An 18,748-nucleotide genomic window follows, 5' to 3' on the forward strand; every position below is an offset into this window, starting at 1 on the left:
ACGAGATTCTCGGCCTGATCACCCACGACCCGCCGGAGGGCGCCGAGGCGGAGCCGCCGGGCCCGGCCCACCTAACCTCTTCTTAACCGCGAGCCGCCACTGTGCCGGCTGGAATCGCCCGGGCGACGGCGGCAATGGCAGACGAAGACAGCAAGCAACCGATCCTGATCCGGAAACGGCGCAAGGGACACGGCGGCCATGCCCACCATGGCGGCGCGTGGAAGGTCGCCTACGCCGATTTCGTCACGGCCATGATGGCCTTTTTCCTGCTGCTCTGGCTGCTCGCCTCCGCCTCCGAGGAGCAGAAGCAGGGCATCGCCGACTACTTCTCCCCGGTCAGCGTCTCGCGCAACAGCCAGAGCGGCTCCGGCGGCCTGCTCGGCGGCGAGACGATCACGGTCGACGGCGCGATGGTCAGCAACCGCACCCCCTTCGGCGTCACCATGACCCTGCCCGCCGACGATTCGCGCACCAGCGAGATGACCGACGAGCCGGTCGACGGCGAGGAAACCCCGGCCTCCGAGGACTATGCCGACAGCGACGAGCGGGCGGTCGACGACGAGGGACTCCTGGCCGAGCTCGCGCCCGGCGAACGGGAGCGCGGTGCGACGGACGGCCGGGACGCCGGGGCCGGGCCGGACGGGGAGCAGACCGACATTTCCGGGGTCTCGCAGGCGGAGCTCGCCCGGCTCGCCGAGCGGCAGGCCGAAGCCGAGTTCGAGGAGGCGGTCGAGCAACTGCGCGCGGCGATCCAGTCGGTGCCGGAGCTGGCCGGTCTCGCGGACAATCTGCTGGTCGACCGGACCACCGAGGGCATGCGCCTGCAGATCGTCGACCAGGAGGGCACCTCGATGTTCGAGCGTGGCAGCGCCGTGCCCGCCGAGACGACCCGCAGGCTCTTCTCGATGATCAGCCAGACTCTGGCGAAACTGCCGAACCGCATCGCCATCAAGGGCCATACCGACGCAGTGCCCTATCGCGGCGACGGCGGCTATACCAACTGGGAGCTGTCGAGCGACCGCGCCCTGGCCAGCCGCCGCGCCCTGGTCGAGGCCGGGCTGGCACCGGGCCGCGTCGCCGACGTCGTCGGCAAGGCCGAGACCGATCCTCTGGTGTCGGACAACCCCACCGCCCCGCAGAACCGCCGGATCTCGATCATCCTGCTGAACCAGCCGGCGGGCGCCGGGGCGGCGCGCGCGGCGGCGCCCGACCCGGCAACCTCGGCCCCGGCGGCCTCGGACCCGGCGGCCTCTGACGCGGCGGCCTCGGACGCGGCGGCCTCCTCAGCGGCGCGCGCCGCTCCGGCGGCGGCCGGAGAGGCCCGTCCGGGTGGCCTGCCTTTCGCCCTCCCGTCGATCGACGCGCCGGCCCGGCCGGCCGCCGGCGAAACCCCCTTGCCGGCGCGCAGCGAAGCGGTCGCGCCCGGCGCAGCCGGCACCGACCTCGCGCGGCGCTAGGCGCTTGCAGCCAGGCCGATCGACCCCCATTTTCGGGTCATGGCATTCCACGACCAACCACGCGACAACCCGCGTGCCGGCCCGCACGGCGGCCCGCGCGCCGGCACCGACGACCTGCTGGCCGACCTCAGGCTGCCGCATCTCGGCCGCGGCTTCGTCTCCTTCCTGTTCGACGACCGGCTGCTCTACGAGGGCATCGTCTCGCGCCGGGTCTTCGCCTATCTCGTCGATCTCGCGATCCTCGGCCTGCTGACGGTCGCGGCCTACTTGGTCGTCTTCGTCTTCGGGCTGCTCTCCTTCGGGCTTTTGCTGCCCGTGGGCTTCGTGGCGATCGCGCTGCTGCCGCTCGCCTATCATTCGCTGTTCCTGGCCTATTGGGGAGCCAGTCCCGGCATGGCGCTGTTCGACCTGGAGTGCCGAGCCCCCGACGGCGGCCGGCCGACCCTGTTCCAGGCGGCGGTGCGGACCGCCCTGTTCCTGGTCAGCGTGCCGGCGACGGCCGGCCTGGTCCTGGTCGTCGCCCTGCTCAACGACCGCGGCCGGACGCTGCACGACTTCCTGTCCGGCATGCTCGTCGTGCGCAGCGCGCACTTCGCCAGCAAGACCCTCCGCTAGCCGTTCGATCCTCGGCCTCGGGCCGGCCGGTTTTGCGTTGGCCGGGCCTTGCCTTATGCTGTCTGGCCCAGCGCGACGCAGCACCGGAGGCTGCACAAGAGGAGCGAGAATGGACGGATCCGCCGACGCCGATCTCTTCGCCAGCTACGATTCCGGCGGTTTCTTCTGCGAGCTGCTCGCCGCCAGCGAACGGACCGCGCCGGGGTCGAAGGTCCGCAAGCGCCTAGGCTCGATGGACCTGGAGCGGCTACGCCAGCGTGCCGCCGACGCCGAGCGCGAACTCTACAACTTCGGCATCACCTTCACCGTCTACAGCCAGAAGGACGCGATCGACCGGATCCTGCCCTTCGACGTGATTCCGCGCATCCTGACCGCCGCCGACTGGGACGTCATCGAGCGGGGCGTCAAGCAGCGCGTCGCGGCGCTCAACGCCTTCCTGTGGGACCTCTACCACGAGCAGAAGTGCATCAAGGAGGGCATCGTCCCGGCCGAGCTGGTGCTGGGCAACGCCAACTACCGCAAGGAGATGGAGGGCCTGGCCGTGCCCTGCGGCACCTACGTGCACATCAACGGCACGGACCTGGTGCGCGACGGCGAAGGCGGGTTCCAGGTGCTGGAGGACAACGCCCGCACGCCCTCCGGCGTGTCCTACGTGGTCGAGAACCGCCACCTGATGCAGCGCGCCTTCCCCGACCTGATGGCCGGCGTCGGCATCAAGCCCGTCTCGAACTACGGCGAGAAGCTGCACGACGCGCTGATCGAGCTCGCGCCGCCGGAGGTGCCGGAGCCGCAGGTCGTGCTGCTGTCGCCCGGGACCTACAACTCGGCCTATTTCGAGCACATCTTCATCGCCCGCGAGATGGGCGTGCCGCTGGTCGAGGGGCGCGACCTGATCGTCGATTCCCGCGACCGCGTTTTCATGCAGACGATCGACGGGCTGAAGCGCGTCGACGTGATCTACCGGCGCATCAACGACGACTTCCTGGACCCCGAGGTCTTCAACCCGGAATCCAGGCTCGGCACCACGGGCCTGATGCGCGCTTACGCGAAAGGCAACGTCGGGCTGGCGAACGCCGTCGGCACCGGCGTCGCCGACGACAAGGCGGTCTACGCCTACCTGCCGCGGCTGATCGACTTCTATCTCAGCGAGGAGCCGATTCTGCGCAACGTCGAGACCCACATCTGCCGCGAGGCCGAGGGCCTTGCCTACACCCTCGATCACCTCGACGAGCTGGTCGTCAAGCCGGTCGGCGAGGCCGGCGGCTACGGCATCACCGTCGGCCCGCACGCCAGCGCCGAGGAGCTCGCGCTCTGCCGCGCCCAATTGCTCGCCGATCCGGCCAACTACATCAGCCAGCCGATGATCCGGCTGTCGGTCTGCCCGACCCTGACCGACCGGGGCGTCGAGCCGCGCCACGTCGACCTGCGCCCCTTCGCGGTCACCGGCCGCTCGACCTGGGTGCTGCCGGGCGGCCTGACGCGCGTCGCGCTGCGGCGCGGCTCGCTGATCGTCAACTCGAGCCAGGGCGGCGGGTCCAAGGACACATGGGTGCTGGAGAGCTGAACCGATGACCAGCCTGCTGTCACGCTATGCCGAGGCGATCTACTGGCTGGCTCGCTACGTCGAGCGGGCCGAGAACATGGCCCGCGTCCTGGACGTCAACGAGACCTTCAGCCGGGACAGCCAGGGCGCCCAGAACTGGGCCTCGATCATCGCGCTCTACTCCGACGAGGAGGCCTTCAAGGAGCGCCACCCGGAAGCCACGGCCGAGGCGGTCCTGTCCTTCTACCTGCTGGACGACAGCCACCCTGGCTCGATCCTCTCCTCGGTCAGGGCCGCCCGCGAGAACGCGCGCACGCTGCGGCCGCTGATCTCGACCGAGATGTGGGTCCACCTGAACACCTTCTTCAACCGGATGCGGGCCCTGCGTCCCGAGGACGTCGCCGAGGAGCGCGTGGCGCGCTCGCTGGCCTGGATCAAGGAGAGCTGCCAGACCCACACCGGGATCACCGAGGGCACCTTCTACCGGGACGAAGGCTGGTACTTCTACGAGATCGGCCAAGCCCTCGAGCGGGCAGACCAGACGACGCGCCTGCTCGACGTCAAGTACCACACGCTGCTGCCCAGCATCGCCGACGTCGGCTCGCCGCTCGACCTCAGCCAATGGAACGCGGTACTGCGCTCTGCCGCCGGCTACCATGCCTTCCGGCGCATCCATCCGAGCGGCATGACGGTGCGCCGGGTCGCCGACTTCCTGCTGTTCAACCTGCGCTTCCCGAGGTCCGTCTCGGCCTGCGCAGACGAGGTCAATCACCGCCTGACGGCGCTGCGCTCGCGCTACGGCCTGAAAGGCGGCGGCGCGGCCCTGGAACGGCTGGACGAAGTGCGCGCCGTGCTCGACAATGAGCCGGTGGAGCGGGTTCTCGCCCAGGGGCTGCACGAGTTCCTCGACTGGATCCAGCTGCAGTTGCTCGAGGTCGGCGCGCTGATCGACCGGGACTTCTTCGGCTATCAGGTCGCAGAGCCTCCAGCCGCGACGGCCCCGCAGCGCCAGGGATGATCTCGGGGCGCGTGCCGTTGATCCGGTCCGCCCGAGCGAGCGCGAAGGGGCGCCAGGCGCCGATGCCGAACGAAGGACCCGCCGACAAGGTCGTTGCCCCGCCGGGCCCGCGGCGTGCGCTGTCGCGCGGCCGCGCCCCGCTCGACGGCGACCTGCTCGACGGCCAGGCGCTGCACGTCCAGGCCCTGCCGCGGCCACACCAGATCTTCCATGTGCTGCCCGACACGCCCTGCCCCTACCTGCCCGGGCGCTGGGAGCGCAAGCTGGTCACCGAGGTCTACGGGCGCAACGCCGGGCGCCTTTACAGCCGGCTGTCGCGCGCCGGCTTCCGGCGCAGCCATCACTTCGCCTACCGGCCGGCCTGCGGCGGCTGCGAGGCCTGCGTCCCGGTCCGCGTCCAGGCGCTCGCCTTCGCGCCGAGCGGGACGCTGCGTCGCATCGTCCGGCGCAACGAGGACCTTGCCGCGCATCTGCGGCCGCCCTCGGCGACGGCCGAGCAGTTCGCTCTCTTCGCCCGCTACCTCGGCGCCCGCCATGCCGACGGCGAGATGGCCGGCATGACCTTCGCCGACTACCGCGCCATGGTCGAGGATACCAGCCTGGCCAGCAGCGTGCTCGAGCTGCGCGACGCCGGCGGCCGGCTGCTCGCGGCCTGCCTGGTCGATTGGCTGGAGGACGGCGCCAGCGCCGTCTACAGCTTCTTCGATCCCGAGACGGAGCAGCGCAGCCTGGGCAAGTACTGCGTCATCGCCCTGATCGAGGAGACCCGGCGACGGCGCCTACCCTACGTCTACCTGGGCTACTGGATCGCCGAGAGTCCGAAGATGGCCTACAAGGCCCGCTTCCAGCCGCTCGAGGGGCTGATCGCCGGCCACTGGCAGCGACAGGTCGGGCGACCTCCTGGCGGAATCGTTGCGGTGCCCAGCGAAGGCCACTATCTTCGCGGCCTTGCCGCTGGCCTTCTCGTCGGACCGGCGGTTCCGTCACCGGGAGACAGAAAAAATGGGGAGGTCCACACGATGAAACGTCGCGCATTCCTGACCGGCGCCGCAACCGCCGGCGTCGCCGCAGCGGCGGCCAGCACGTTCCCGAAGCCCGCGATCTCGCAGGGCACGCGGGAGCTCAAGATGGTCACCACCTGGCCGAAGAACTTTCCGGGCCTGGGCACCGGCGCCCAGCGCCTCGCCGATCGCATCACGGCGACGACCGAGGGCCGGATCTCGGTCAAGGTCTTCTCGGCCGGCGAGCTGGTGCCGCCCTTCGAGTCCTTCGATGCGGTCTCGAGCGGCACCGCGGACCTGATGCACTCCGCGCCCTACTACTGGCAGGGCAAGTCCAAGGGGTTCACCTTCTTCTGCGCCGTGCCGATGGGCCTGCTGCAGCCCGAGATGGACGCCTGGGTGGCCTTCGGCGGCGGCCAGGAGCTGTGGGACGAGCTCGGGGCCGAGTTCAACCTCAAGAGCCTGCCGGCCGGCAATACCGGCGTCCAGGCCGGCGGCTGGTTCCGCAACGAGATCAACACCGTCGAGGACCTCAAGGGCCTCAAGTTCCGCGCACCCGGCGCGGGCGGCGAGACCTTCCGCCAGCTCGGCGCGGCCGTCGTGAACCTGCCGGGCGGCGAGATCTTCCCGGCCCTGCAGTCGGGGACCATCGACGCCGCCGAGTGGGTCGGCCCCTGGAACGACCTCGCCTTCGGCTTCCACCGGGTCGCCAAGTTCTACTACTGGCCGGGCTTCCAGGAGCCGGGGCCGATGCTCGAGGCGACCTTCAACAAGGGCGTCTGGGACTCCTTCAGCGAAGCGGACCGGACGCTGGTCGCCGCCTGCTGCATGGCTGAGAACAACCTGACCACGGCGGAGTTCAACGCGCGCAACGGCGATGCCCTCGAGCAGCTCGTCAACGAGCACGGCGTGCAGGTGCGCTCCTACTCCGACGAGCTCCTGATGGCCCTCGGCGAGGCGTCGGAGCAGGTGCTCGTGGACATGGCGGCCGAGAGCGACCTGGTCGACCGCATCTACAACTCCTTCTACGACTATCGGACCAAGGCCATGGAATGGACCGAGATCTCCCTCCAGAGCATGGCCAACAAGCGCGCGATGGTACTGGGCTGATCGACGGCCCTTGCCGACCATGCGATCGGCCCGCAGGACGCAAGCGCCTCGCGGGCCGATCGTCGTTTCGGCAGGACCCAAAGCCGCCGAGGGGCGGACGATCTAGGTCGAGAGCGAGCGGCCCCGCCGCTCGCGAAGGTGCGAGAAGGGAGCGGGCGGGCCTGACAGCCGCCCCTTGTGTATCGAATGGCGAGTGAGATCGAGGCCGGCAGGGGCGACCGGCGCGGCGGCATCGCGACGGCGCTGGCTGTCGTCCTGCTGGTCTGCTTCTTCCTGCCCTGGACCAGTTGGCAGCGGGGCGAGGCCGAGCCCGAGACCTACAGCGGCTTCGGCGTCCTGGCCCTGAGCTTCTCCGCGGTCGAGGCGAGCCGGGAGGCCGCCGTCGCCCGGGTCGAGGCCGACCTGGAACGGCGTCGCCAGGCGATCGTCGAGGCGGAAGACCGCGCCGAGCAGGCGCGCCGCCAGGCCGCCGAGGCCCAGGCCGCCCTGGAGGCGGCGCCCGACGACGCACGCGCCAAGCGCGACGCCGAGCGCTACGCGCGCTCGGCGGACCGGGCCCTCGAGGCGATCGAGACCCGCAAGGCCGAGCTGGCCCAGGCCGAGACGGCGCGCCAGGCCTTCTGGACCCACTACCTCTTCTACGTCTATCCGCTGCTGGTGGTGCTGCTGCTGCTGGCCGCGCTGGCGGCGCCCGCCTTCGCCCTGCTCGGGCGCCCCCAGGCGGCGCGCGGCGCGGCGGCGGGCGCGGGTCTGCTCGCGCTCCTCGCCTTCCTGGCCGCCCACCTCTGGTTCGCCCTGCCGCTGCTCGGGCTGATCAGGATCGGCGGCTGGCTGTCGCTGGCCGCAGGCCTGCTCGTCATCCCCTTCGCGCTCGGCCTGGAGGGCACGGCGCGGGCGATCGACTGGATCAACAGGCGGGTCGGCCTCGGCGTCGCCTGGCTGGCGCTCTTCATGGTGCTGGTACAGTTCGCCCTGGTGCTGATGCGCTACGTCTTCGGCGTCAGCTCGATCATGATCCAGGAGTCGCTGATCTACGCCCACGGCATCCTGTTCATGGTCGTCGCCGGATTCACCCTGATGCAGGGCGGCCACGTCCGTGTCGACATCTTCTACCGGGAGGCGCCGCCGCGCCGTAAGGCGCTGGTCGACCTGTTCGGCGTCTGCGTCATGCTGATCCCGGTCTGCCTGCTGATCTGGGCCTACAGCCTGCCCTACGTGATCAGCGCCTGGCAGGTCTTCGAGGGCTCGCGCGAGACCAGCGGCATTCCCGGGATCTTCCTGTTAAAGACAGCCATGCTGGTCTTCGTCGTCCTGGTCGTGCTGCAGGGCATCGCCCTGGCCTTGCGCTCGATCCTGGTGCTGGCCGGGTTGCGCGAGGACGCGGGACCGGCGGCCGGAGGGGCCCACTGATGGAGCACGGCGGCCTCGACCTCCTGATGTTTGCGGTGGCCTGCGTCGTGCTGCTGCTCGGTTTCCCCGTCGCCTTCTCGCTGGCCGGGGTGGCGCTGGCCTTCGGTGCCCTGGGCTGGCTGTTCGGCGATTTCGACCCCTCGTTCTTCAGCGCCATGCCGCAACGGATCTTCGGCACCATGACCAACGAGGTGCTGATCGCGGTGCCGCTGTTCGTCTTCATGGGCGTCATGCTGGAGCGCTCGAAGGTGGCCGAGGAGCTGCTCGAGAACATGGGCCGCCTGTTCGGTACGCTGCGCGGCGGCCTCGGCATCTCCGTCTCGATCGTCGGCATGCTGCTCGCCGCCTCGACCGGCATCGTCGGCGCCACCGTGGTCACCATGGGCCTGCTGTCGCTGCCGACCATGCTGCGCCACGGCTACGACCCGAAGCTGGCCTGCGGCGCGATCTGCGCGGCCGGTACCCTGGGCCAGATCATCCCGCCCTCGATCGTCCTGGTGCTGCTTGGCGACGTCATCTCGAACTCCTTCCAGCAGGCCCAGCTGTCGATGGGCAACTTCTCGCCGCGCACCGTCTCGGTCGGCGACCTCTTCGCCGGCGCCCTGCTGCCGGGGGTCATGCTGGTCGGCCTCTACATCCTCTACCAGCTGCTCATCGCCTACATACGGCCGGAGAGTTCGCCGGCGCTGCCGCCCGACGTGACCCGCGAGGGCAAGTCCTCGACCCAGATCCTGGCCCAGGTGCTCCACGCGCTGCTGCCGCCGGTGGTGCTGATCGTCGCCGTGCTGGGGTCGATCCTGGCCGGCATCGCCAGTCCGACCGAGGCAGCGGGCGTCGGCGCGGTCGGGTCGATCATGCTCGCCGGCCTGCGCCTCGACGAGCGCCACGGCTGGTCGATCTATGCCGCCGGCCTGTGCCTCGTCGGCGTCCTGGTGCTGACCGCCTTCGTCGACCTGCGCGTCACCCGCGAGATGATCCCGACCGGCGACATGATCGCGATCCTGATCGCCGCCTTGCTTTGTCTCGGCGTCACCTACGGCGTCCTGATCAGCCTGTGGCGGGTCTGGCGGGTCGGCGTGCTGAAGGCCGTGGTCGTCGGCACCGCGAACGTCTCGGCGATGGTCTTCGTGATCCTGATCGGCGCCGCGCTGTTCAGCCTGGTGTTCCGCGGCCTCGGCGGCGAGGAGCTGGTCCACGACTTCCTGACCAACGTGCCGGGCGGCGCCTGGGGCGCCATCGCCGTGGTCATGGTGGTGATGTTCTTCCTGGGCTTCTTCCTCGACTTCATCGAGATCACCTTCGTCGTCGTGCCGCTGATCGCGCCGGCGCTGTTCCGCCTGGGCGTCGACCCGGTCTGGCTCGGCGTGCTGATCGCGATGAACCTGCAGACCTCCTTCCTGACGCCGCCCTTCGGCTTCGCGCTCTTCTACCTGCGCGGCGTCGCGCCCCCCGAGATCCGCACGATGCAGATCTACAAGGGCGTGATTCCCTTCGTGATCATCCAGATCGCCGCGCTCTTCATCCTGGCGGTCTTCCCGCAGATCGCGACCTGGTTCCCCGAGGTGGTGTTCGGCCAGTAGGAGCGCGCCCGCGAAGACTGGCGACCCTGCCGCTCAGTCGAAGCGGCCCGAGGCGGCGAAGCCGCGCATCGCCAGGCGGCCGGCCTGGGCGCGGTTGCCGCGCCAGTCGGCAAGCGCCGTCTCGGTGCGCACGCGACCCGGGCCGGCGGCCCAGGTCAGGCCGTCGGCCAGCCGGAAGGTCTTGGCGTCGGCCAATCCGCCGTCGCGGTACTTCTGCAGCACGTTGCCGCGGCCGCGTGTCATCTCCGGCAGCTGCTCGAGCGGGAAGACCAGCAGCTTGCGGTTGTCGCCGATCACCGCGACCTGGTCGTCGCCCTCGCCGATCGGGCGGCAGATCGCCGCCTCCGTCCCGGGCGCCAGGTTCAGCACCTGCTTGCCGTTGCGGGTCTGGGCCAGGACCTCGGCCTGCGGCACGACGAAGCCGCGGCCGTCGGAGGCGGCGACCAGCAGGCGCTGCTCGCCCGCGCGCTCCTCGGCGCCGTGGATCCTGAGCTCGACGATGTCCTGGTCGTTCGGCAGGTCGATCGAGAGGCGCACCGGCTCGCCGAAGCCCCGGCCGCCGGGCAGCTTGTCGCAGCCCAGGGTGTAGAAGCGGCCGTTGGTCGCGAAGATCAGCAGCTTGTCCGTGGTCTGCGCCTTGATCGCGAAGCGGCCCTTGTCGCCTTCCTTGTGCTTGGCCTCCGAGACGTCGTCGACATGGCCGCGCAGCGCCCGGATCCAGCCCTTGGCCGACAGCAGGACGGTGATCGGCTCGCGCTCGACGACGGCCTCCAGCGGCACGACGACGTCGCTCGGCACGTCGCCGAGCTCGGTGCGGCGCCGGCCGAGCGGCGTGTTCGGGCCGAAGTCCTTCTTGAGCTTCTGCATCTCCTCGACCAGGGTGCGCCGCCGCCGCTCCTCGTCGCCCAGCAGGTCGGTCAGGTCGGCCTGCTCCCCGGTCAGCGTTTCGTGCTCGCGCCGCAGCTCCATCTCCTCGAGCTTGCGCAGGGAGCGCAGGCGCATGTTGAGGATCGCCTCGGCCTGATTGTCGGTCAGCTCGAAGGTCCGGATCAGCTCGGCCTTCGGCTCGTCCTCCTCGCGGATGATGCGGATCACCTCGTCGAGGTTGAGGAAGGCGATGATGTAGCCGCCGAGCACCTCGAGCCGCTGCGCGATCTTGCCGAGGCGGTGGGTCGTGCGCCGTACCAGCACCTCGTGACGGTGCTCGAGGAAGGCGAAGAGCGCCTGGCGCAGGTCCATGACCTGCGGCGTGTTGTCGGCTGCCAGGACGTTGAGGTTGAGCGGGATGCGCACCTCGAGGTCGGTCTGGCGGAACAGCGATTCCATCAGCACCGCGGCCTCGACGTTGCGGCTCTTGGGTTCCAGCACCAGGCGGATGTCGGCCGCCGACTCGTCGCGGATGTCGCCGAGCAGGGCCAGCTTGCGGGCGTTGAGCAGCTCGGCGATCTTCTCGATCAGCCGCGCCTTGGCGACCTGGTAGGGCACCTCGGTGACGACGATGCGGTAGCCGCCGCCCTTGATCGTCTCGACCTGCCACTGGGCGCGCAGGCGGAAGGTGCCCTTGCCGGTGCGGTAGGCCTCGACGATGTTCTGGCGGCTCTCGACCAGCAGGCCGCCGGTCGGGAAATCGGGGCCCGGGACCAGCTCGACCAGCTTCTCGACGGTGGCGTTGGGGTGGCGCAGCAGGTGGACCAGGGCGTCGGCCAGCTCGGCGACGTTGTGGGGCGGGATCGCCGTCGCCATGCCGACCGCGATGCCCTGGGAGCCGTTGGCCAGCAGGTTGGGAAAGTTCCCCGGCAGCACGACCGGCTCCTCGGCCTCGCCGTCGTAGGTCGGCCGGAAGTCGACGGTGTCCTCGTCGATGCCCTCGAGCAGGCGCGCCGCCACGGCGGTCATGCGCGCCTCGGTGTAGCGCATGGCCGCGGCGTTATCGCCGTCGACGTTGCCGAAGTTGCCCTGGCCGTCGATCAGCGGGAAGCGCAGCGAGAACTCCTGCGCGAGACGCACCAGCGCGTCGTAGATCGACTGGTCGCCGTGCGGATGGAACTTGCCGATGACGTCGCCGACGACCCGGGCCGACTTCTTGAAGCCGCCCTCGGGGTCGAGGCGCAGCTGGCGCATGGCGAACAGCAGCCGCCGGTGCACGGGCTTCAGGCCGTCGCGCACGTCGGGCAGCGAGCGGCTCATGATGGTCGAGAGCGCGTACGCGAGATAGCGCTCGCTCAGCGCCTCGATCAGACGGACGTCGCGCACCTCGCCGGTATCGGCGGGAACGTTCGGGCTCATGGGGACCAACCTCCGGAGTTTCCCAGATATGGTAGACGCCTAGCCGGCCGCCTACAATGTCTGGAGGACGTCGGTCATCCTGCTACATCGGATCGGTGAGGTGCACCAGGGCCTTGCCATCGTTCTCGCCGCGCAGCAGGCGGACGAGGTGGGCCGGCGCCCGCTCGATGCCCTCGGCGACGTCGTGCCGGGTCCGGATTCGGCCCTCCTTGTGCCAGATCGCCAGCTGGTGGGCCGCCTCGTCGAACTTGTGCCGCCAGTCGAAGGCGAGGAAGCCGGTCAGGGTGGCCCGCGCGACCAGGATCGCCCGATTCGGGCGCGGCCCCTCGGGCACCGGGTGCGAGGGGATCGCCATGGTGCCGACCTGGGCGATGCGCGCGCCGGTGCGAAGCTGGGTCATGACGGCGTCGGAGACCGGTCCCGCGGTGTTGTCGTAGTAGACGTCGATGCCCTCCGGCGCCGCCGCCTTCAGCGCGGCCTCCAGGTCGCCGGCCCGGCGGTAGTCGATGGCTGCGTCGTAGCCGAACTCGTCGAGGCAGGCCCTGACCTTCTCGGTGCTGCCGGTGAAGCCGACGGTGCGGCAGCCGAGGATCTTGGCGACCTGCCCGGCGACCGAGCCGACCGCGCCGGCGGCCGTCGAGACCGCCACCGTCTCGCCGGCCCGGGGCCGGCCGATCTCGGTCAGCGCCAGGTAGGCGGTCAGGCCGGTCAGGCCGAGCAGGTGCAGGTTGATCTCCAGCGGCCCGTCGTGGGCGTGGCAGCGGCGGTCGATGTCGCTGCCGTCGCTGAGGTGCCAGTCCTGCCAGCCGAAGCGCCCGTAGACGAGGCTGCCGGCCGGCCAGTGGGAATCGTCGCTCTCGACGACCTGACCGAGCGCGAAGCTGCGCATCACGCCGCCGATCGGCACCGGCTCCGCGTAGTTTGCGGCCGCCGCGATCCAGCCGCGCTGCGCCGGCTCGCAGGACAGGTAGAGGTTGCGGATCAGCAGCTGCCCCGGCGCGGGGCGCGGCGTGTCGCCGACCTCGAGCCGGAAGCAGTCCTCCGTGACGCCGCCGGGCCCCGGCCGCTCGGCCAGGACGATCCGGCGGTTCGTCCCGCTCATTCCACGACCCCTTCGCCGGGCGTCACACGCCGCCCATGCAAAGGTACTTGATCTCGACGAAGTCCTCGATGCCGTACTTGGAGCCCTCGCGGCCCAGGCCCGACTCCTTGACGCCGCCGAAGGGTGCGACCTCGGTCGAGATGATGCCGGTGTTGATGCCGACGATGCCGCTCTCCAGGCCCTCCGAGACGCGCCAGACCCGGCCCATGTCGCGGGCGAAGAAGTAGCTCGCCAAGCCGAACTCGGTGTCGTTGGCCATGGCGATGCCCTCGGCGTCGTCGGAGAAGCGGAACAGCGGCGCGACCGGCCCGAAGGTCTCCTCGCGGGTGACCTTCATCTCGGTGGTGACGCCGGTCAGCACGGTCGGCTCGAAGAAGCTGCCACCGAGGGCGTGGCGCTTGCCGCCGACCACGACCTTGGCGCCCTTGGCGACGGCGTCGGCGATGTGCTCCTCGACCTTCTCGACCGCCGCCATGTCGATCAGGGGTCCCTGGGCGACACCCTCCTCGACGCCGTTGCCGACCTTGAGCTCCCGGACCTTCGCGGCGAGCTTTTCGGCGAAGGCCTCGTAGACGCCGTCCTGGACCAGGATCCGGTTGGCGCAGACGCAGGTCTGGCCGGCGTTGCGGTACTTGGAGGCCATGGCGCCCTCGACCGCGGCGTCCAGGTCGGCGTCGTCGAAGACCAGGAAGGGGGCGTTGCCGCCCAGCTCCATCGAGAGCTTCTTCACGGTCTCGGCCGACTGCTTGATCAGGATCTTCCCGACCTCGGTCGAGCCGGTGAAGGAGATCTTGCGCACGATCGGGTTCGAGGTCAGCTCGCCGCCGATCTCCGAGGCCGAGCCGGTGACGACGTTGATGACGCCCTTCGGGATGCCGGCCCGCTCGGCCAGCTCGCAGAGCGCCAGGGCCGAGAAGGGCGTCGCGGTCGCCGGCTTGATCACGATCGTGCAGCCGGCGGCCAGTGCCGGCCCGGCCTTGCGCGTGATCATGGCGTTGGGGAAGTTCCAGGGCGTGATCGCGCCGACCACGCCGACCGGCTGCTTCAGCACGACGATGCGCTTGTCGCGCTGATGGCCAGGGATGACGTCGCCGTAGAGGCGCTTGGCCTCCTCGGCGAACCACTCGATGAAGGAGGCACCGTAGGCGACCTCGCCCTTGGCTTCGGCCAGGGGCTTGCCCTGCTCGAGGGTCATCAGTAGCCCGAGGTCGTCCTGATTCGCCAAGATCAGGTCGAACCACTTGCGCAGGAGGTTCGAGCGCTCCTTGCCCGTCAGCTCGCGCCAGCCCGGCCAGGCGGCGTTGGCGGCCTCGATCGCCCGGCGCGTCTCATCCTTGCCCATCTTCGGCACGCTGCCCAGCACCTCGCCCGTGGCCGGGTTGGTCACCTCGAGCGTGGCACCGGCGTCGGCGTCGAGCCACTGGCCGTCGATATAGCACTGCTGCCGGAACAGCTTCGGGTCCTTGAGATTCGGTGCGCCGCTCTCCGCGACCATAGCCTGCACGCTCATTGCCGCATTCCTCCCGTCGTGTGGTTCCCAGGTTGGCCTGACATATATGCCGGCACACCCGGCGATGAAAGCCCGAGGCCGTCTCAGCGCTCGGCCGACTCAGCGCTCGGCCGTCTCAGCGGCCCCGGGGACGACGACGGCGAAACGGTCGGCCAGGGCCGCCAGCTCGGCGCGCTGCAGCTCCGCGGCGGAGACGACGCCGCCGCTGCCGTCCGGCAGGTCGCGGGTCGCGCAGGCGCCGGCGACGACGGTCGAGCCGTAGCCGAGGTCGAGCGCGGCGCGCACGGTCGAGGACACGCACATGTGGGTCATGAAGCCGCCGACGATGAGGTTCTTGCGCCCGAGCCCCTCGAGCAGGTCCGCGAGGCCGGTGCCGGCGAAGGCGTTCGGCAGCCGCTTGACGATCCGGCGCTCCTCGGCGCCGGCGGCGACCGGGTCGGCCAGGGCGAAAGCCTCGCTATCGGGATCGAAGGCGCCGCCCGCCCGGCCCTCGTGCTGGACGTGGACGACCGGCGTCTGCTGCCGGCGGGCCCGCTCGAGCAGCCGCGCCGCCTCGGCCAGGGCCGGCTCGACCCCGGGCAGGGGCAATTTTCCATGCCGGTACTCGTTCTGCATGTCGATGAGCAGCAGGACACTACTGCTCCAGGCGTGGGGATTCGGATCGGCGCCGGCCATGGCCAGCAGGGTCTTGGGTGCGCTCATGGGGGAGTTCCCTCGTCAAGGTTCCTCGGAAGGCTGGCGGCGCGAACGGCGGCGCAGCAGCGACGGCACGGCAATAATCCTGTGATCGCCGGAGCTTAGGGGACTTATCCCTTGAAACACTCGCCCCGTCGTAGAAAGATTGGAAGCGTTCCAGAGGAAGCAAGTCAGTGCGGCCCCGGGCCGAATCGATCGCGGCACCGCAGGCCGACGCCAAGTCGGAGGATCCTGTGATGCTGCTGCATTCCCTCTTTGCCCACATGGTCAGGGTCGGTTCGCTCGGCGTGATCGACGCCCGCGGACGTCGCCGCGACTACGGCAACGGCGACGAGCCCCGAGTCGTGATCAGGCTGCACCGGGCAGAGCTGGAATGGAAGCTGGCCGTCAATCCGCCGGTGCGAATCTGCGAAGCCTACATGGACGGGCTGCTGACCCTTGAGGAAGGCGATCTGCGCGGCCTGCTGCAGATCGCCGCCCTGAACTACGATTCGCTCGAGGATCATTGGACGGTGAGGCTCGGAACCTGGGCCCTGCGCCAGGGGCGCCGGGTCAAGCAATACAATCCGATCGGCAAGGCCCAGAAGAACGTCGCCCATCACTACGACCTGTCGGGGCGGCTCTACGACCTGTTCCTCGACCTCGACCGGCAGTACTCCTGCGCCTACTTCACGACGCCCGACGCGGATCTCGAGAGCGCCCAGCTCGCCAAGAAGCGGCATCTCGCCGCGAAGCTGAAGTTCGACCTGCCGGGCCTGCGTGCGCTCGACATCGGCTCCGGCTGGGGCGGCATGGCGCTCTACCTCGCCCAGGTCGCCGACAGCGACGTCACCGGCGTGACGCTCTCGGTCGAGCAGCACAAGCTGTCCCAGGCGCGCGCCGCCGAGGCCGGGCTGACCGACAGCTGCCGGTTCGAGCTGATCGACTACCGCCAGAAGAGCGGCCCCTTCGACCGCATCGTCTCGGTCGGCATGTTCGAGCATGTCGGCAAGGCCAACTACGACGAGTTCTTCAGCAAGCTGCGCGACCTGCTCGCCGAGGACGGCGTCGCGGTGATCCACTCGATCGGCCGCTTCGACGAGCCCGCGTCGGTCAACCCCTTCATCCGCAAGTACATCTTCCCCGGCGCCGACGTGCCGGCGCTCTCCGAGGTCATGACGTCGGTCGAGAAGTCGGGGCTGATCACCGCGGACATCGAGATCCTGCGCCTGCACTACGCCGAGACCCTGCGCCACTGGCACGAGCGCTTCCTGGCCAACCGCCAGGCGATCGCCGAGCTCTACGACGAGCGCTTCTGCCGGATGTGGGAGCTCTACCTGCTCGGCTGCGAGCTCGGCTTCCGGCACCAGGGCCTGATGGTCTTCCAGCTCCAGGTGACCCGGCGGCTCGACGCCCTGCCGCTGACCCGCGACTACATGGTCGAGGACGAACGGCGGCTCGCCGCGCTCGAGGCGGAGCGCTTCTCGGTGCCCTACCTCGACTCGAACCACGCCGCGGCCGCCGAGTAGGGGCGCCGGAGCCCACCCCGATCGCCGCCCTGGAACTTCGGGGCGGGCGGCGCGCGTTGGGCTGCCATGTCGCAGAAGCAGGCACGCGATCAGGGAAGCGGCCGGGGCCTGACGGTCTACGCCCAGCTGTTCCTGGGCATGGCGACCTTCGGCTCCGCCACGCCGGTCAGCAAGATCGTCACCGGCGCCTTGCCGGTCTTCGTCGGCTCGGGCCTGCGCGTCGCCCTGGGCGCGCTCGCGCTGGCGCCCTTCGCGCTGAGGCATCGCCACCAGATCCGCGACGTCAGCCGCCGGGACTGGCTGCTGATCGCCCTGATCTCGCTGTTCGGCATGTTCGGCTTCTCGGCGCTGATGCTCTACGGCATGGCTATGGTCAGCGGCGTCGCCGGCGCCATCGTCATGAGCACGGCGCCGGCGGTCACCGCGGCCGTGTCGATCCTGCTGCTCGGCGACCGCGCGACCTGGCTCAAGCTGACCGCCATCGCCCTCGCCGTCGGCGGCGTCCTGCTGCTGCACCTTGGCCGCACCGACGGCTCGGGCGGCGAGGGCGGCCCCGGCGAGGACGAGACCCTGCTGCTCGGCTCGCTGCTCGTCTTCGCCGCGGTCTGCTGCGAGGTCGCCTACACCCTGCTCGGCAAGCAGGTCTCGGAGCGCGTCGACCCGGTGCTGGTCGCCTTCCTGGCGGCCGCCCTCGCGGTGCCGGCCTTCCTGCCCTTCGCGCTCTGGCAGTGGCCCCAGGTCGACCTTTCCGCGGTCGGCTGGGGCGCCTGGGCGGCCGTCGCCTGGTACGGCGTGGGCACGCTGGCGCTCGGCAGCTGGCTCTGGTACGCCGGCATCGCCAAGGCCGAAGGCACGGTCGCCGCCGCCTTCATGGGCGTGATGCCGGCCTCGGCCCTGGTGCTGTCCTACCTGCTGCTCGGCGAGAGCTTCCGGTGGATCCACCTCGCCGGCTTCCTGACCGTGTTCGTGGGCGTGCTGCTGATGTCCTGGGAACATGCCCGCATGGCCCGCGCCCGCTGAGCCGGCTGGTTCGGCCCCGCCGATGCTTGCTAGGATGGCTCCCGCCGCCAAGGTCCTTGCTACGGCGGGCGCCGAAACGGGGCCGCGGCCGGCGCGCTAAGGTCGCGGCCGAGGACCCCGACGGGAGAGACCGCCATGACCGTGACCTGCTGCATCCGCTACCAGCTCGACCCATTCAAGCGCGCCCTCTTCGAGCGCTACGCTGAAGCCTGGGCCGGAATCATCCCACGCTGCGGCGGCCGGCTGCACGGCTATTTCCTGCCGCACGAGGGCACCAACGACATCGCGACGGCGCTGATCTCCTTCGACTCCCTGGCCGCCTACGAGGGCTACCGGGCGCGCCTGCGCAGCGACCCGGAGGGGGCCGCCAACTTCCGCTTCGCCGAGAGCGAGCGCTTCATCCTGCGCGAGGAGCGCAGCTTCCTGCGCGCGGTCGATGCCACGCTCGCCCCGCCGCCTGCGGAGCCAAAGCCATGATCGCCGTCATCTTCGAGCTCAAGCCCAAGGCGGAGGGTCGAGCCGAGTACCTGGAGATCGCCGCCGCCCTGCGCCCGGAGCTGCAGAAGATCGACGGCTTCCTGTCGATCGAGCGCTTCGAGAGCCTGAGCGAGCCGGGCAAGATCCTGTCGCTGTCGTTCTGGCGCGACGAGGCCGCGGTCATGGCCTGGCGGAACCTGGAGAGCCACCGCGGGGCCCAGCAGCGCGGCCGCACCGCGCTCTTCGCCGACTACCGCCTGCGAGTCGCCGCCGTGCTGCGCGACTACGGCATGACCGAGCGCGCCGAGGCGCCCTCCGACAGCCGCGCCCGCCACGACGCCGGCTGAAGCGATCGCTGGCCACCAAGGGCGCCGACCCAGCTGAGCCCGGGAGGCACTTGCCGGGTCGCCGGGCT

15 protein-coding genes are annotated in these 18,748 nt (G+C 70.3%); 11 read left to right on the forward strand and 4 right to left on the reverse strand.

The genetic code is table 11. The annotated features are described in order from the left end of the window. The first annotated feature begins 134 nt into the window (after window positions 1–134). From WD341_RS05320 to WD341_RS05350, 7 genes are all read left to right on the forward strand, one after another. Window positions 135–1,457 carry a flagellar motor protein MotB gene (locus WD341_RS05320; RefSeq protein ID WP_368424394.1) on the forward strand — a complete coding sequence of 441 codons (1,323 nt, stop codon included), beginning with the start codon at window positions 135–137 and terminating at the stop codon, window positions 1,455–1,457. A 39-nt stretch (window positions 1,458–1,496) separates the two neighbouring features. After that, window positions 1,497–2,072 carry an RDD family protein gene (locus WD341_RS05325; RefSeq protein ID WP_368424395.1) on the forward strand — a complete coding sequence of 192 codons (576 nt, stop codon included), beginning with the start codon at window positions 1,497–1,499 and terminating at the stop codon, window positions 2,070–2,072. Between the two features lie 109 nt (window positions 2,073–2,181). Then, complete coding sequence (locus WD341_RS05330; protein ID WP_368424396.1) at window positions 2,182–3,636, forward strand: circularly permuted type 2 ATP-grasp protein; 1,455 nt, start codon at window positions 2,182–2,184, stop codon at window positions 3,634–3,636. 4 nt (window positions 3,637–3,640) lie between these two features. Next, window positions 3,641–4,633: an alpha-E domain-containing protein gene (locus tag WD341_RS05335; RefSeq protein ID WP_368424397.1), complete on the forward strand. Its 993-nt coding sequence runs from the start codon at window positions 3,641–3,643 to the stop codon at window positions 4,631–4,633. A gap of 62 nt (window positions 4,634–4,695) precedes the next feature. After that, a complete protein-coding gene (locus WD341_RS05340; RefSeq protein ID WP_368424398.1) occupies window positions 4,696–6,744 on the forward strand; it encodes an arginyltransferase in 2,049 nt (682 codons plus the stop codon). A 186-nt stretch (window positions 6,745–6,930) separates the two neighbouring features. Next, window positions 6,931–8,154, forward strand: a complete 1,224-nt coding sequence (locus tag WD341_RS05345; protein ID WP_368424399.1) for a TRAP transporter small permease subunit — start codon at window positions 6,931–6,933, stop codon at window positions 8,152–8,154. Next, complete coding sequence (locus WD341_RS05350) at window positions 8,154–9,734, forward strand: TRAP transporter large permease subunit (RefSeq protein ID WP_368424400.1); 1,581 nt, start codon at window positions 8,154–8,156, stop codon at window positions 9,732–9,734. The genes WD341_RS05345 and WD341_RS05350 overlap by 1 nt, the downstream gene beginning before the upstream one ends. 33 nt (window positions 9,735–9,767) lie before the next feature. Here the strand turns inward: WD341_RS05350 and parC are convergent, their stop codons facing one another. The 4 genes from parC to WD341_RS05370 form a co-directional block, all read right to left on the reverse strand. Beyond that, window positions 9,768–12,020, reverse strand: coding sequence for a DNA topoisomerase IV subunit A (gene parC / locus WD341_RS05355; RefSeq protein WP_368424401.1), 2,253 nt, complete (start codon window positions 12,018–12,020; stop codon window positions 9,768–9,770). Between the two features lie 82 nt (window positions 12,021–12,102). Further along, window positions 12,103–13,122: an NADP-dependent oxidoreductase gene (locus WD341_RS05360; RefSeq protein ID WP_368424402.1), complete on the reverse strand. Its 1,020-nt coding sequence runs from the start codon at window positions 13,120–13,122 to the stop codon at window positions 12,103–12,105. Window positions 13,123–13,144: 22 nt separating this feature from the next. Beyond that, the gene (gene gabD, locus WD341_RS05365) at window positions 13,145–14,632 is read right to left on the reverse strand and encodes an NADP-dependent succinate-semialdehyde dehydrogenase (RefSeq protein WP_368424403.1); all 1,488 of its coding nucleotides are present in this window, start codon (window positions 14,630–14,632) and stop codon (window positions 13,145–13,147) included. A 99-nt stretch (window positions 14,633–14,731) separates the two neighbouring features. Further along, window positions 14,732–15,334, reverse strand: coding sequence for a cysteine hydrolase family protein (locus WD341_RS05370; RefSeq protein ID WP_368424404.1), 603 nt, complete (start codon window positions 15,332–15,334; stop codon window positions 14,732–14,734). A 230-nt stretch (window positions 15,335–15,564) separates the two neighbouring features. On the opposite strand from WD341_RS05370, the gene WD341_RS05375 reads away from it, so the two are divergent. The 4 genes from WD341_RS05375 (at window position 15,565) to WD341_RS05390 (ending at window position 18,680) form a co-directional block, all read left to right on the forward strand. Further along, window positions 15,565–16,836 (forward strand): class I SAM-dependent methyltransferase, encoded by a 1,272-nt coding sequence (locus WD341_RS05375; protein ID WP_368424405.1) that lies wholly within the window; start codon window positions 15,565–15,567, stop codon window positions 16,834–16,836. A gap of 66 nt (window positions 16,837–16,902) precedes the next feature. Continuing rightward, window positions 16,903–17,856, forward strand: coding sequence for a DMT family transporter (locus tag WD341_RS05380; protein WP_368424406.1), 954 nt, complete (start codon window positions 16,903–16,905; stop codon window positions 17,854–17,856). A gap of 135 nt (window positions 17,857–17,991) precedes the next feature. After that, window positions 17,992–18,333 carry an NIPSNAP family protein gene (locus WD341_RS05385; protein ID WP_368424407.1) on the forward strand — a complete coding sequence of 114 codons (342 nt, stop codon included), beginning with the start codon at window positions 17,992–17,994 and terminating at the stop codon, window positions 18,331–18,333. After that, window positions 18,330–18,680 (forward strand): antibiotic biosynthesis monooxygenase, encoded by a 351-nt coding sequence (locus WD341_RS05390; RefSeq protein WP_368424408.1) that lies wholly within the window; start codon window positions 18,330–18,332, stop codon window positions 18,678–18,680. Before WD341_RS05385 ends, WD341_RS05390 begins: the two co-directional genes overlap by 4 nt. Window positions 18,681–18,748 lie beyond the last annotated feature (68 nt).

The sequence above is a fragment of the Tistlia sp. genome (assembly GCF_040905785.1).
In the GTDB taxonomy this organism is placed as follows: domain Bacteria; phylum Pseudomonadota; class Alphaproteobacteria; order Kiloniellales; family DSM-21159; genus Tistlia.

Excerpts from the sequence above, each read along its gene's own strand:
- WD341_RS05320 (WP_368424394.1), top strand. The coding sequence starts at position 135 with ATGGCAGACGAAGACAGCAAGCAACCGATCCTGATCCGGAAACGGCGC.
- WD341_RS05325 (WP_368424395.1), top strand. The coding sequence starts at position 1,497 with ATGGCATTCCACGACCAACCACGCGACAACCCGCGTGCCGGCCCGCAC.
- WD341_RS05330 (WP_368424396.1), top strand. The coding sequence starts at position 2,182 with ATGGACGGATCCGCCGACGCCGATCTCTTCGCCAGCTACGATTCCGGC.
- WD341_RS05335 (WP_368424397.1), top strand. The coding sequence starts at position 3,641 with ATGACCAGCCTGCTGTCACGCTATGCCGAGGCGATCTACTGGCTGGCT.
- WD341_RS05340 (WP_368424398.1), top strand. The coding sequence starts at position 4,696 with ATGCCGAACGAAGGACCCGCCGACAAGGTCGTTGCCCCGCCGGGCCCG.
- WD341_RS05345 (WP_368424399.1), top strand. The coding sequence starts at position 6,931 with ATGGCGAGTGAGATCGAGGCCGGCAGGGGCGACCGGCGCGGCGGCATC.
- WD341_RS05350 (WP_368424400.1), top strand. The coding sequence starts at position 8,154 with ATGGAGCACGGCGGCCTCGACCTCCTGATGTTTGCGGTGGCCTGCGTC.
- parC (WP_368424401.1), bottom strand. The coding sequence starts at position 12,020 with ATGAGCCCGAACGTTCCCGCCGATACCGGCGAGGTGCGCGACGTCCGT.
- WD341_RS05360 (WP_368424402.1), bottom strand. The coding sequence starts at position 13,122 with ATGAGCGGGACGAACCGCCGGATCGTCCTGGCCGAGCGGCCGGGGCCC.
- gabD (WP_368424403.1), bottom strand. The coding sequence starts at position 14,632 with ATGAGCGTGCAGGCTATGGTCGCGGAGAGCGGCGCACCGAATCTCAAG.
- WD341_RS05370 (WP_368424404.1), bottom strand. The coding sequence starts at position 15,334 with ATGAGCGCACCCAAGACCCTGCTGGCCATGGCCGGCGCCGATCCGAAT.
- WD341_RS05375 (WP_368424405.1), top strand. The coding sequence starts at position 15,565 with ATGCTGCTGCATTCCCTCTTTGCCCACATGGTCAGGGTCGGTTCGCTC.
- WD341_RS05380 (WP_368424406.1), top strand. The coding sequence starts at position 16,903 with ATGTCGCAGAAGCAGGCACGCGATCAGGGAAGCGGCCGGGGCCTGACG.
- WD341_RS05385 (WP_368424407.1), top strand. The coding sequence starts at position 17,992 with ATGACCGTGACCTGCTGCATCCGCTACCAGCTCGACCCATTCAAGCGC.
- WD341_RS05390 (WP_368424408.1), top strand. The coding sequence starts at position 18,330 with ATGATCGCCGTCATCTTCGAGCTCAAGCCCAAGGCGGAGGGTCGAGCC.